The sequence below is a fragment of the Lactobacillus porci genome, from assembly GCF_009695985.1.
Lineage (GTDB): Bacteria > Bacillota > Bacilli > Lactobacillales > Lactobacillaceae > Lactobacillus > Lactobacillus absianus.
In genome coordinates, this window is the sequence record NZ_VUMX01000023.1 from 1 (window position 1) to 13,903 (window position 13,903).

Consider the following 13,903-nt stretch of genomic DNA (forward strand, 5'->3'; position numbering starts at 1 on the left):
CGTCAAGCAGCAGTCAATGCGGCTTGGCGGAATCGTCGGAGGGGGCACTTCCGTGATAAATAGACTGACCTCTGTTTTTGCACTGCTGTTCAGCTTGCTGGACAGAACCAGTAAAAAAGCAGGCTTGACTTCGGTCAAGCCTGCTTGCAAGAATAAGTTGGTCGTTCTCAGAAGCTGTAGGCTGCGCGTGAGCACTAGCCTATAAAGAAACCCCCGACCTTGGTCGGGGGAGCATGTCATCCACATATGGATAAGCCTGACCGGCCTGCTTCAGGTGCGCTTCTTTCAGGTCTATCTGCAGAAATAAATAGGAAATAATGTGGCATATATCTAACAGAATAATGATAAGCCATTTGTGAGGCAATGAGAACAAGCAGGCTTGCAAAAAGACAGACAGGAAAAATAAATAGGCTGGCGATGCATGTTAGCGTTTTAAAAATTCCCCGGGAAATGATATATTAGCCTAGAAAAGTTTTGGATGCAGTCAAACCCGTAAATCACTAAAAAGCAAAAGGAGCGACTGCACATGCGCGTTTATGATAAGAAGCAGCTGGTCAAATTGATCAGCGAAGAAAAACAATGTCCAAAAATGGCCCAAAACTACCGCCTGAGTCCAGCCACGATCGTGGCCTATGACTTGACGGGCTTGGGCTTAGATGGCCCTAAGAGCCTGATTCTTGACCAGGAGCAGGGCTTTTTGCTGTCCCCAGCCAGCACCAGCAGCCTGCTGCGCCAGCTCTTGGCCAGCTGTCCCTTTGATTTATGGCCGCTGGAGCATCTGGCTTATGATAAGCTGGGCCTGCGCGACCAGCACGTTTTGTCTCTTGGGCACTATGCCCTGTTTTCGCCTAAGGCCTTAAAGAGCGGGCGGGTGGATTTGATCGCCCTCCAGCAGGTCCGGTCCATCCGGGAGCTTGACGGCCAGATGGCCTTTGTCGACCAAAGCGGCTGCCGCTGCTTCCTGCTGGAATACCCCCGTACTTTTGCCAGGGCCCGCAAGGCTGCAAGAGAAGCGATAGCCCACAATGCCCTGATTGGATCCTGGCTGCACCAGACGGAGGAGTTCTTTGGCTGCCGGGCCTGCATCGACCAAAGGCAGAGTAAGCGCCAGCTGGCGGAAAGAAGTCTGCTTGACCAGCAGCTGAAGACTGGAAAATGTCTGGCGGTCAAGGAGGCCGCGGACCAGGTCCGCCAGACCTGCTGGGAGGACTATCTGCACCTGGTCGGCGATGAGCTGTGGCTGGATGAACAGGTGGGGGACCTAGACTACTTCTGGCGGGAGAACCGCAAGAAGCACCAGTGGCATTGCTGACAAAGAAAAACGGTTATTTCCCAGGAAATAACCGTTTTTAGGTATCGTCAATTTTAATGGCTTGTTAGTTGTTGCTGATTTTGCTGCTTTTCCGGTGCTTGCCCTTGCTTAGTCCAGATCTTCCTTCAAGCAAGCCAAATCCAGCCGGAGCTGGTCGAGGCCGTGCTGCTTGAGACGGTTGACGGTCCGGTAGGAGAGCTGCTGCTTTTTGGCGATCTCCTTCAGACTCAAGCCGTTGCAGAGGTTGAGGGTGATGACCAGGTACTCAGGCTCTCTTAAATGCTCCAGGGCTTCCTTGATCAGCAGGCCGCGCTCGGTGTGCTCGAACTCGTCCAAGCTGGCCAGGTCATAGGCAAAGTCCAGTGGGGTCGCGGCTTCTTCGTCGCGCTGGTGGCGGCGCAGCTGGTCCAGGGTCCGCCAGTAGACCCGGCGGAAGGCAAAGCGGTCGGTGACCGCGGGATCCTGGCATTTCGGTGCCTCATCGAGGCTTTGGGCATAAATCAGGATTCCGTCCTGGAGCAGGTCTTCGTAGCTGCTGTAGGACGGCCGCACGTGGGCGGTCTTCAGTGCTCCGGCGACCAGCTTTTTGTTGGCCCAGGCCCGGTTGAGGCTGTTTTGACTGATGGTTAAGTGTTGGTGCTGCATATTCGTGACGCTCCTTAAAATCTGTTGGTAATTTGTCAGTTTGTCACAAGGCCTTGCGCACCTTTAGCTTACCTTGTCTGCCAGCTGCTTTCTTCCAGCCGCGAAAGCGCTTAAAACGTCGCCAGACCAGCAAGCAAGTTTGCCTTTACAAAACAAGAATCCTGTAAGAACAAGCTTTTGGCCGCCCGCGTCCTGGGTAAAAGAGCATTCAAAAAGAATCTAGGAAAAAGCTCTAACGAATAAAAAGGCTTCTAGAAGTTTTGTCACTTCTAGAAGCCTTCTTATGTATCTCAAATCACAGCAGCGAGCTGCTGAAGCGCAAATGCTTCCCGAAAAGTCCCCAACTGCAGCGATTTTCCCACATGCGATTGCCCAAATACCAAAAAACGCTCATCTAATTTAGATGAGCGTCCTAATCTTTTGAGATTTATTGGCTGATTTTAGAAAGTCAGCTTCAGAACGTACTTAACAAAGGCTGCGGCGACCAGGGCACCGGCAAATGGTGCCGTGCCTGGAACGATCAGGCCGTATTGCCAGTCGTTGTTGGCCTTGTTCTTGATTGGCAGGATTTGGTAAGCCAGACGAGGACCGAGGTCACGCGCTTGGTTCATGGCGAACCCAGTGGTACCGCCCAGGCCCATACCGATGGCCCATACCAGGAGACCAACCAGCAGTGGAGTTTGGCCGAACTTTTCAAACTTGGCCACGATTGCCAGGATCCCAGTCAAGAAAACAGTAGTGGCGATCATTTCGACCATCCAGTTTCTTGGCAGGTTGCGCAGGTTAGGGTTGGTTGAGAAGATGTTGCGGGTAGCAATGCCGTCAACGTTGCCTTCTGAAGCCTTGAAGTGGTCAGCGTACATGAAGTAGGCGAGCAAGGCACCAGCGAAGGCACCAAGGCATTCAGCGATCGTGTAAGGGATGAAGGCTGACCATGGGATCAGGCCCAAGATTGCTTGGCAAAGAGCCATTGCAGGGTTCATGCAGACACCGCCGAAGATGAAAAGGCAGGCAGTAATGCCGAATGACCAGGTAGTGATGGCGAAAACGTGGCCTGAGCCGTGGTACTTAGTGTCCTTCAATACTTCGTCGCAGTGAACGCCGACACCGAAAAGAATCATGAGTCCGGTTGACAAGAACTCATACAAGAGGTTTTGTAACAAAATCCTGTTCTCCTTATTACAATAATCAAATTTTTTAACACAATAACAAGAACATTATACACGCCAAAAAGACTAAAAGAAATAGAAGTTGTTACAAAAACTTAAGATTCGCGGCAATTTTTTTGACAAAAAACGGATTTTGTGCAACACCAGCGGAGAAAATTGCCATAAAGGTCCAATCTCGTAAAAGTTAGCATTTTGTTAAGCAAAATTCACGAAAGAGGAGAAATGTGTTCACAAATTGTTCATAACTTCCCCGTATGATATGAAGCATAGACAAGAGAGATCTTAGTCTATGAACTCTATTTTTTATATTTTTCTTTCCCTGATATACACATACACAACATATATACACTACCTAGAAGACAGCCATCCCCTGGCTGTCTTTTTTTGCGCGCTAGCACTTATGCACGCCTTTTTATGCAAAGACGTGCATAATCGGCAGCTTTTATGATACTTACCTTAATTTTAACCGCATTTTTTTGAAAAACACAGAAACTATAGTATTATTAGGAATATGTCGAGGCAGGATATATGCTTATTTGGCATATCCTGCCATCGGATCAGTCGAAGAAAGGGAAAAGACTATAAATATGAAAAAGCTCAAAAAGATCAACTATGCGGCCTGTTGGCCGTATTTGGCGGTCGTTCTTTTTGCCGCCTATTTGGCCTATCGGCAGATGCGAACAGGGAACATCATTATCGGTTCCGATACGATTTTCCACTTCAACCGCTTCTATGAAACCGAGGAGCAAATAAGAAACGGCAACCTTAGCTGGTTCATGACCCTGTACGGGTTCAACCAGTCAGGCCGGGTAATCAACGCGCTTTACGGCCCGGCCTTTGCCTACTTGAACGGGCTGCTGCTGCTGGCGGTCGGGACCTGGTACCGATATCAAATTATCACCAGCTTCTTGGTCTTCGCGGTCGGGGGCGTGGGGATGTACAGGGCCGTGCACCGCTTTAATGTACGGGGCAGCATTGCCGTTTTGGTGACGATCATCTACATGACTATCGGCTGGCTGCCGCGCTGGCAGTCTGGCTCCAACTTCTCCGGCATCGGCGCTGCCTTGATGCCTTACGGAATTTTGGTCGCTTGCGACATGTTCTATGACAAAGAGAAGCCAATCCACTGGATTAAGCTGACCATCCTGATGACGGTCGCTTTGGAAGTCCACCTGCTCACGGCGCTGATGTACATGGCTTTCCTGGTGCCAGCCTGGCTTTATGCCATCATCAAGCGCGAAGACAAGCGGGGAATCTTGCTGAACACCTTGAAGGCCGTGCTGCTGACTATCTTCTTGACGGTCAACACCCTCTTGCCCCTATACTGGATGTCCAAGACCAATACTTTGGCGCCAACGGCGACAATGAGGATGCTGGAAAACGCGGTCCACTTGAAACACACTACGGTGGCCTTCCACCCGTTCAGAATTCTGACCCACAACCTGCGGGCCAGCTTGACTTACTGGCTGGCCTACGCCTTTATCGTCCAGGTCATCTACGCGATCTGGACGCGCGAGGAAAGCAAGGCCAACGTCGTCGTTTCGCTTTATGGCGGCTTTTGGCTGCTTCTGGCCTCCCGCTTGGTTGAATGGGACCGGATCACTAACCACTTGCCGGCCTTGGCCCGCTTCATTCAGTTCCCATCCCGTTTCGTCTGCATCGCTTACCCCTTGTTGATCGTCGGGCTGGGTCTTTCGTTTGAGCACATCCTGCGCCGCAAGCAAAAGTGGGTCAAGGCCGCGGCCTATGCCTTGCTCGGCCTGCTGACTTTCGCGGCAGCCGACTGCCTGGTCATCACCTTGACCTCCAATGCCTGGGCTGGATACCAAAACAACGTTGGCCGCAGCCGGAACACCAAATTCGGCGAAGAGACCCAAAAGACCAGCCCCCGCGAGAAGAAAAAGAAGAAAAAGAAGGCGATGGAAGACTACGGTGCCTATCACCCAGTCAAGCTGGATGACCAGCGCAAGCAGGCGCTGGTGAACACTAATGCGGCCACTCACGCCCATGACCTGCAAGTCTTCCTGGACATGACCGAGAAGGCCATTCCGGACTACCTACCGGTCTACAAGTGGGATCCAGAGCCTGACGTGCCAAGCCACTTGTACACTTACAAGTGGAAGCAGTATTATACGATGGAGAACTCCAAGATTACCGCCGCTTACCGCAAGTCCGTCATGAACCACAACCGCAATGTCAAGATCAAGGCGGTCAAGCACGGCTTGAAATTGACCTGGAAGGCCAAGAAGGGCAAGCACAAGCAGCAATTGCCAGTCATTACCTACAAGCAGTCCAAGCTGACCGTCAACGGGCGGGTCTTGACCAAGTACAAGCGCAACCGGGTTGGCGCCCCAACGGTTCCCGAAAAGACCAAGGGCACCAACACCGCCTACTTGGAATTCCAGACGCCGCTTTGGATCAAGTTGGCCATCGCGGTCTCTTTGCTGGGGCAATTTGCCGCGGTCGTTTGGGGCCTGCTTTGGCGCGGCGGTTTTTTCAAGAAGAGAGAAGAAAAGAAGGCATAGCAGCAACATTATGAAGAAGATCTCAATCATCGTTCCCTGCTACAACGAAGAAGAGGCTTTGCCTCTGTTCTACCCAGTCGTCACGAAAGTGATGCAGGAACTGAAAAACGACTATGAATTGATTTTTGTCAACGACGGCTCCCGGGACAAGACCCTGGAAATCCTCAAGGATTTTGCCAAAAAGGACCCGCATGTCTACTACATTTCCTTCTCCAGAAACTTCGGGAAGGAATCGGCCATGTACGCCGGCTTCGTCAATGCCCACGGCGACTATGTCGCGGTCATGGACGCCGACCTGCAGGACCCGCCGGCCCTGCTGCCGAAGATGATCGCTATTTTGGACTCAGGCGAATACGACTCCGTCGCTACCCGCCGGGAAGACCGGTCGGGCGAGCCGCCAGTCCGCAGCTGGTTTGCCCACAAGTTCTACCAGATCATCAACAAGATCTCCGACTCCGACATCGTTGACGGGGCCCGGGACTTCCGCTTGATGAAGCGGGACATGGTGGACGCCATCATCGAAATGAGCGAGTACAACCGCTTCTCCAAGGGGATTTTCGGCTGGGTTGGCTTCAAGACTTACTGGCTGCCCTATGAAAACGTGGAGCGCGTGGCCGGGGAGACCAAGTGGAACTTCTGGAAGCTGTTCAAGTATGCCTTGGACGGGATCGTCAACTTCTCCCTGGTGCCGCTGACCTTGTCCTCATGGATGGGGATTTTGATGACCTTTGTGGCCTTCATCATGCTGATCGTGATCATTATCAGAAAGATTGCCATTGGCGACCCGGTTGCCGGCTGGGCATCGCTGATCTGCGTGATCATTTTTATCGGCGGCTTGATCATGCTGTCTCTGGGGGTCATGTGCCAGTACCTGGCCAAGGTCTACATGGAGAGCAAGCGCCGGCCGCACTATATTTCACGTGAATCCAATATCGACGACGTGAAGAAGATCGACTAAAGACAAGCAAAGACCAAGCTTTCGCCAGTGGAAGCTTGGTCTTTTTTTACAAATGATCATTGTATTATTAGAATAATAATATGCACGCGAAAAGTGCTGATTTAGCAAGAAAAAAGCTGCTTTTTGCCTTTTTAATAACTTTGCTGCCGGCAGATGGCTTTTTGGAAAACTATGTGCGATAATAAGGAAACTGTTATGCAAGCTAACGTGATATGATAAGAAAACTAAGTGATAAAAATAAAGGTGGAATCATTATTAGGGAACAAAGCAAAAGCCATTGGGAGAAAAAATACGGCGTGCTCTTATTGACGATCGTGCTGGCAATTATGGCTCTGGGCACCTACGGTCTGACCAAAAGCGAATATGAACGCGGCAAGGCAGACGAATTGACCAAGGCCAAAATAGCCGCGAAGACTACTGCCTTGACGGCCAGCCAGGAGCTGAACCGGGCCCGGACCATAACCGCGGAATTGCGGCTGATTACGGCCCAAAGCAACGGCAAGATCAACAATTTTAAAGCCATAGCCAAGCAATTGGTGGCGCGGCAGAAGTACGCGGTCAGTCTCCAGCTTTTGCCCCAAAAAGGGGACGTCGAGCGGTTTTTCTATCCAGAAAACAGCCACAGGGCGGCTAAAACGATGAGGGCCAAAAGCGGCCAGTTGGCCCGCTGCTACGCGGCCAAGCGCAATGAGATGGTCATTCAGGGGCCGGTGGACTTGAGCGACGGCAGCCGCGGCTTCATTTTTTACCAGCCGATTTTCCTGAAGCAGCAGCGCCGGAAGATTCTCTGGGGCTACGCGGCTTGTGAAGTCAAAATTTCGGAAATCTTGAAAATTACGACCGCCAGCTTGAAAATAGCCCATGTCGACTACAAGCTGACCAAGAACCTGGCTCCTGGCAGCCAGGAGCGAGCAGTGGTTCTCGCGTCCAAGAAGCAGCCAGAAAATCCCCAAAGCTATAGCTTTGAGATCAGCCAGGGCGGCAGCCATTGGCGTTTTGACCTGGCTCCAACAGGCGGGTGGACCTACAAGCGGAAAACCCGGCGCTTTTTGGCCTATGCCTTGCTCGTGGACCTGCTATTGCTGATCTTGACCATGGTCGCCATCAGGCGGCTGGGCATCTTGTTTGATCTGCGCCGGGCCGCCAGGTACGATGCCTTGACCCAGATCTACAACCGGCTGGGCTTTGAGGAGGCTATGGAAAAGGAGCAGCGTCGCCGGCCAAAGCAGCCGTTTGCTTTGGCGATTTTGGACGTTGACGACTTCAAGTTCTTCAACGACTACTATGGTCACCAAACCGGTGACGCGGTCTTAAAGCAGCTGGCCTGGTCCTTGAAAGAAGCAGCTGGGGAGAGCGGCCTTGTCTGCCACAGCGGCGTGGAAATCTAGCATAGAAGCAAAAAAATTGTTCAAGTATCATACCAAACGGTGCGATATTGAACAATTTTTTATTTAGCGGCATTTTTGGGCCAGGTAGACGTACTGGGCAAAGTTCTGAATGGTGCAGACGTACATTTGCCGGTCGTCGTGCTTGGCCAGGAAGCGGACGTTGATCGTGAAGCCGTTCAAGGTCAAGGTGGCGGGAACCCGCGTCTGCTGGCTCTCGCTCATCAGGTCCAGCAGGAGGTGGTGGTAGACGTTGCTGTAATTGATCTGGTCCTGCCAGGAGCCCTGGCTGAAACCAGCTTCTTCCAGCTGCTTTTGGTAGGCGCGGTCGATGTAGTAGAGCCGCAGGCTGTCATCGGAGCGCCGTTCAATGATTGAGACCGGCAAGGCCAGCTGGCGCTTGTCAAGCACGTTGCTGTCTGACATGGGATCGACCAGCAGGTTGGCCAGGCCCGCCTGGTCATAGTAGTCGTTCAGCTCGACCGGCTCATAGTGGCCATAGCCGTTTTTATGGATTAGGCTGATCACCTCTTCCAGGGGCAGAGGCTTGGAGAAGCGGAAGCCCTGCAGACGCTCGCAGCCGATGTCGCGCAGAAAATCGGCCTGTTCCTTGGTCTCAACTCCTTCGCAGAGGGTGTGCAGGCCCAATTGCTTGGCCATGTTGACGATTGAGGACAGGATGATCCGGCTTTTGGGGTTATTGGCAAAATCCTTCAAAAAGATCATGTCGATCTTGATCAGGTCAAAGTTGAAGTCCTTCAGGTTGTTCAGGCTGGAATAGCCGGAGCCAAAATCGTCCATCCAGATCTGGTAGCCGGCTTGGTGGAACTTGCTCATGGCCAGGAGCAATTGACCAGGCACCCGGGTCAAGGTGGACTCAAGGATCTCGATCTTCAGATAGTAAGGCGGGATGTCGTGCTTTTTCCGGATTCGGTCGACTTCCTGGAAGATGTCGCAGACTTGGAAGTCGACCCGGGACAGGTTGATAGAGATCGGCTGGACCGAAATGCCATCCTCAAGACAGTCATGGATCGTTTCGCAGACCTGTTCAACGATGGACAGGTCCAGCAGGTTGATCAGGTGCATGTCTTCCAGCACGCTGATAAAAGTCGCGGGACTCAAGATGCCCTTGTCCGGGTCGATCCACCGGGCCAGGGCTTCATAGCCGCAGATCTGACCGGTCAGGCTTCTGATTTCCATCTGGTAGTAGGGCTGAATCCAGCGCTTGTCCAAGGCCTCCCAGAAGTGGGTGAGCACGTAGTCGCGGTTGCCAAAGCTTTCCTGGACGGCAGAATCATAGACGTGGTAGAGCTGGGTCAGGTCGCTGCCGGTGTACTGGAGGGCTTGCCGGGCCTTGTCGAGGGCGGCTTCCATGCCTTCCGCGCGGTTCTCGTAATAATAGATTCCGGCCTTGATATTGGTCAGCGAGTTGCTGATGCCAGCCACAAAAAGCTTCTGGGCAGTCTTGATCTTGGCAATGTAGTCCGTGGCCGTGGTCAAGACGATGAAGCGGTCCTCACTGTGCTTGATGACCAGACCGCTGGTGAAGGTTTGCACCAAAATCTGGCCCAGCTTGATCAGGAGTCGGTCGCCTTGGCGGTAGTCGTAGCGGTCGTTGAAGGCCCGCATGCCCGTGACGTTGAAGAGGATGATCACCGGCCGCAGGCCCTCATCCAGCTTGTCGACCAAGAAGTCACGGCCGAAGCGGTTCAAGTAGGTAGTGTTGACCAACCCGGTCAGGTCGTCCTTGTAGCGGGGGGCGTCTGGCGCGTTGCGGTCAGCTTTAGGCGTTACTTCCAGCTGGTCGGCGCTGAGGTCAAAGTAATCGATGAAGCACAGCAGGCTGCCGTCGGCCAATTGCTGCCGCTTGGCGTGGAGCAAGAGGGTGTGGTAGAAATTGTTGATCTTGACGCGGACGGTGATGGTCTGCCGATCGGCGCCCAAGATCTGGTTGACCAGGACTTCAACCCGTTTTTTGGTCAAAGAATAGTGCTCATCGGCAGCCGCTCCGTTAAAATAGGCCATGAGCTCTTTGCGCTTAAGGTGGTATAGTTGACAGAGACCGTCAGACACCAAAAGGGTCTCTGTCTGGTCCTTGCACTTCATGAAGATGGCGAGGGCGAGACCGAGCTGCTCATAGCTTTTCTTGGTTTCTGGCGTAAAATGATTGAATCGATTCATTATCCATAACCTCTGTTTACGAGAATTTTCCAGATAAAGATGCTCATATTGCTGCTTGGTGAAAGCGGGTAAACTTATTCTCATCTATAATAGCATCAATATCTTCACTGGTAAGCGAAAAATTATAGCTTCTTTGTTAAGACAACTGAAGACGTTGATCTATCAGCGTTTTGAATCGATGAAAATTATAAATCGATGCTGACGGTCGTTAGCAAATGCTAAATTCTGATAAGAAAAGAAAATAATGAAAGCCGAGAATGAAAATGCGCGTTATTTTATTGGGCGACAGCCTGTTTGCCCGCCACGAGGGCTTGAATGAGCCAAGAATCAACCACGTTCTGCATGAACGCTTTCCAGATTTGGAAATTGCCAACCAATCCATCTGCGGAATCAATTCCGGAGCCATGCTGGCCTTGCTGGGGGATCTGGTCTTCAAGCAGCCGCGGGCTGACCAGCTCTTTATTATGGTTGGGGTCAACGACGCGGCCCAGCACAAATTGGTGCCGCTGGACCAGTACCGGCGCAATATTGAGAGCATCGTTTCCGCGGTCGTCTGCTTTTATCCCAAGACCAGGACCGTCCTGGTCTCCGGTCCGGCTGTTGACGAGGAAAAACAAAGGGTGCGGCGGAACGCGGAACTGGCAAAGTATGCTAAAGTATTGGAAGAAACAGCGAAGAAGTACCAGTGTGCCTACGCGGACTTCTTTGAAGCAATGATGAGACAGGGCGGCTTGTCCCAGCTTTGCCGCGGCGAGTTGAACGACGGCCTCCACTTCGGGGGCGCGGGCTATGAGCTTTTGGGCAAGAAGCTGGCAGAATGGCTGCCTGAGAAAGGTTTGAAAAGATGAAAAAGATTTACATGGTCAGACATGGCCAGACCTACCTGAACAAGTACCGGCGCCTGCAAGGCTGGTCAGACGCGCCACTGACTGAGAGCGGAATCGCGGAAGCCCACCGGATCGGGCAAACCTTCAAGAAGATCCCGTTTGACCTGGTGGCCTCCAGCGACTTGAAGCGGGCCAGCGACACCCGCAAGATCATCGTGTCTGAAAACGACAACTGGCAGAAAGTCAAGATGGTGGAAACGCCAGACCTGCGGGAATACTTCTTTGGCTTTTTTGAGGCGATCTACGACACTGATGGCGTGCACCAGGCCTTTGGCAATGACAAGTATGACCGGGTGGTTGACGCGGTCGCGGACGGGGTCAGCTGGGAAGAAGTTGGCGACATTTTCCACGCGGCCGACCCGCAAGGAGACGCGGAGCCGGGCAAGGTCTACGTTGACCGGCTGCGCCGCGGGATCAACTGGCTGGCCAATCTGGATGACTCAAAGAATATCCTGCTGGTCTGCCACGCCTGCTCCATCCACTGCCTGGCCACGCTTTTGGCCAAGGACGGCCAAAAGATCCCTGGCCGCCTGCCGTCGCACACGGAAATGACCGTGCTGAACGTGGATGACGACGGTCAGGTCAGCTTGGAAGAATTCGGCCGGGAAGTCTGATTCTAGCAATTCTCTACCATAACACGAACTCAGGCAAAATGTTAGCCCTTACATTGAAAACGGGCTGATTTATAATAGTTTTAACGAGAAAAGAACGTGAGTTAAGCTTTAGCGAGCCAATAAAAATGGCAGGTGAGAAATGATGATTAATAACGAAAACAGAGCCTTGATCAGGCGTTATCTTTATTCAATGATCAACATGTACGGGATAATTCCCCTGCGGCATGCTTACCACATTTTTGAGCACCAAAATCCCCTGCTCAATGTCGATGAGGACGATTTTTGGGAATTCACCATGCTGGACCAGAGCAACCAGGACTACAACATTGCCGGGGAAAAGGAGCTGGCCAAGCAGGAAGACGGCGACGATGATGAGGACGAGGAGTTCTATCTCTATGGCGACTGGGTCCTGATGGACCTGCCCGAGGACTTCAACCAGCTTAAGCGCCGCCAGCATGACCGGATCTACTACGTGCCGGCCAAGGACGAATTCCTCCGCCGGGAAAACGAATGGTACTACGAAAGAACCACGGCTACTGAGGAGTACCGCCAGTATTTGCGGGACACCAATCCGGATTTGTCTGACGACCGCTTGGAAGAGGCCTTCTTTGAAGCCTTGACCCAATTGCACTCCGTCAGCTACGGGAGCAGCCCTGAGGACGCCGTAGAGGCCATCCCAAAGCAGCTGCGGCGGATGGAATTCAATGTGCCGGAAGGACAGGAAAAAGAGCTGGAACGCCTTTTGCGGCGGATGCTGGACGGGACCCGGCAAGAGGCGCTTAGGGGAAAGATGTACAAGTACCACGACCTGCCGACGGCCTTGGAAATGATTGAATCCAAGGGCCTGTCGCCTGAAAACGTGGAAAAGATTCACACCGGCGAGATTGACGCCATCGAAATTGCCCGCGACGTGGAGCCCAAGCAGCCGGACCTGGCTGAGCAGCTGGTCAGCCTCTACCAGCAGTAGGGAAGTCAACAGGCAGAAAGCAAATTTGAACAAACGACAAAACGTGCTGAAGACGAGAAAGGCTTCAGTACGTTTTTGGGCTAATACTTGCTTAGCTGGCTTTTGACCGCGAATTTCCGGAAGACCGGAGCCAGTTGCCGGGCCAGGGCCAGGACTAAGACCAGCTTTTTAGAAGAAAGCTATCAATAATTAATATGATATAGCTAAAGCCGACTGATGTAAATGAAATATTGTATTGATTTTGCACCACGTATATCTTTTTGGCTGGCTGAAAAAATGCGTGAAAACGCAAGATCTAGAGCTTTTTTGACAATAGTACAAGATATACACACAATTCTCCCAAGTTATCCACAAGATGTAGATAACTACTAAGGGAGGACCACAAAATGCAGTGGTGGTGCGGGATGCAATGATTTAACCTGCCGTTTGCAAACTTTTTCATTGAACTAGACCGGCTTTTAGGTTAGAATTTAGGACTAATAAAATTCGGAAACGGATTTGTGTGTTGAGATTAGCTGAAAACAGGAGGTTTTATGCGCTACAAACAATTGATTCTGGATGTTGACGATACTCTGATTGACACTTTCGCCACGGAGCATGATTCCCTGGAAATGCTGTTCAAGTCCCGCGGCTGGCGGCTTACCAACGACTTTGAGCGGGAATTCCACGCCTACAATGAAGGCTTGTGGCGCCGGCTGGAGAAGGGGGAGCTTGAACTGGAAGAGCTCTACAAGGTCATGTTTCCGGCCCTGATCAAGAAATACTGCGGGGTTGAAGTCGACGGGATGGACGTGGCCAATGAGTTCCACGACTACTTCCACAATGGCCACAAGCTGCTTCCTGGGGCTGAGGCAACCCTGCGCTACGCCAAGCGCCTGGGCTATCACCTGGCCATTCTGTCCAACGGGGAGCAGTTTGGGCAGGAGCACCGCCTGCGCCTGGCTGGCGTCCACGATTACTTTGACCTGATCGTTACCAGTGAAGAGGCGGGAGCGCAGAAGCCTAACCCGGAAATCTTCGACTATTTCTTCTCAAGAAGCGAGTTCAGCCCCAGCGAAACCCTCTTCTTCGGGGACGGCCTGTCCTCAGACATCTTGGGGGCCGCGGGCTATGGCTTTGACTCCATCTGGTACAACCACCGCCACCGCAAGAACACCCTCCACCTTCACCCCCTCTTCACGGTCGACAACTATGCCCAATTCCAGCGGATTCTCAAGCGCGACTTCGCGGCTAACGCCCTGGTCTAGGCCACATGATTTG

Annotated in this window: 11 protein-coding genes; 8 read left to right on the top strand and 3 right to left on the bottom strand. The window is 52.2% G+C overall.

Going from position 1 to position 13,903, the window contains the following annotated elements; translation table 11 throughout:
- Positions 1-526: 526 nt before the first annotated feature.
- Positions 527-1,312 carry a hypothetical protein gene (locus FYJ62_RS07995; protein ID WP_154549173.1) on the top strand — a complete coding sequence of 262 codons (786 nt, stop codon included), beginning with the start codon at positions 527-529 and terminating at the stop codon, positions 1,310-1,312.
- A 108-nt stretch (positions 1,313-1,420) separates the two neighbouring features.
- On the opposite strand, the gene FYJ62_RS08000 is transcribed toward FYJ62_RS07995, so the two are convergent.
- Together FYJ62_RS08000 and larD are read right to left on the bottom strand one after the other, a co-directional pair.
- Positions 1,421-1,957: a sigma-70 family RNA polymerase sigma factor gene (locus FYJ62_RS08000; RefSeq protein ID WP_154549174.1), complete on the bottom strand. Its 537-nt coding sequence runs from the start codon at positions 1,955-1,957 to the stop codon at positions 1,421-1,423.
- A gap of 440 nt (positions 1,958-2,397) precedes the next feature.
- A complete protein-coding gene (gene larD, locus FYJ62_RS08005) occupies positions 2,398-3,120 on the bottom strand; it encodes a D/L-lactic acid transporter LarD (protein ID WP_154549175.1) in 723 nt (240 codons plus the stop codon).
- 593 nt (positions 3,121-3,713) lie between these two features.
- Here larD and FYJ62_RS08010 point away from each other — a divergent pair.
- From FYJ62_RS08010 to FYJ62_RS08020, 3 genes are all read left to right on the top strand, one after another.
- Positions 3,714-5,651, top strand: a complete 1,938-nt coding sequence (locus tag FYJ62_RS08010; protein ID WP_229771873.1) for a 6-pyruvoyl-tetrahydropterin synthase-related protein — start codon at positions 3,714-3,716, stop codon at positions 5,649-5,651.
- 10 nt (positions 5,652-5,661) lie between these two features.
- Entirely contained in the window at positions 5,662-6,609 is a 948-nt protein-coding gene (locus FYJ62_RS08015) for a glycosyltransferase family 2 protein (RefSeq protein WP_154549176.1), read from the top strand.
- A gap of 296 nt (positions 6,610-6,905) precedes the next feature.
- The gene (locus tag FYJ62_RS08020; RefSeq protein WP_195837416.1) at positions 6,906-7,997 is read left to right on the top strand and encodes a diguanylate cyclase domain-containing protein; all 1,092 of its coding nucleotides are present in this window, start codon (positions 6,906-6,908) and stop codon (positions 7,995-7,997) included.
- A 63-nt stretch (positions 7,998-8,060) separates the two neighbouring features.
- Here FYJ62_RS08020 and FYJ62_RS08025 read toward each other — a convergent pair whose 3' ends face one another.
- A complete protein-coding gene (locus tag FYJ62_RS08025) occupies positions 8,061-10,175 on the bottom strand; it encodes a GGDEF domain-containing phosphodiesterase (RefSeq protein ID WP_195837417.1) in 2,115 nt (704 codons plus the stop codon).
- A gap of 263 nt (positions 10,176-10,438) precedes the next feature.
- On the opposite strand from FYJ62_RS08025, the gene FYJ62_RS08030 reads away from it, so the two are divergent.
- From FYJ62_RS08030 to FYJ62_RS08045, 4 genes are all read left to right on the top strand, one after another.
- Positions 10,439-11,023, top strand: coding sequence for an SGNH/GDSL hydrolase family protein (locus tag FYJ62_RS08030; RefSeq protein ID WP_154549179.1), 585 nt, complete (start codon positions 10,439-10,441; stop codon positions 11,021-11,023).
- Complete coding sequence (locus FYJ62_RS08035) at positions 11,020-11,676, top strand: histidine phosphatase family protein (protein WP_154549180.1); 657 nt, start codon at positions 11,020-11,022, stop codon at positions 11,674-11,676. Before FYJ62_RS08030 ends, FYJ62_RS08035 begins: the two co-directional genes overlap by 4 nt.
- Before the next feature lie 142 nt (positions 11,677-11,818).
- On the top strand, positions 11,819-12,643 hold the full coding sequence (locus FYJ62_RS08040; protein WP_154549200.1) for a hypothetical protein: 825 nt from the start codon (positions 11,819-11,821) through the stop codon (positions 12,641-12,643).
- Between the two features lie 533 nt (positions 12,644-13,176).
- Positions 13,177-13,890, top strand: coding sequence for a YjjG family noncanonical pyrimidine nucleotidase (locus FYJ62_RS08045; protein WP_154549181.1), 714 nt, complete (start codon positions 13,177-13,179; stop codon positions 13,888-13,890).
- The last annotated feature ends 13 nt before the right edge of the window (positions 13,891-13,903 follow it).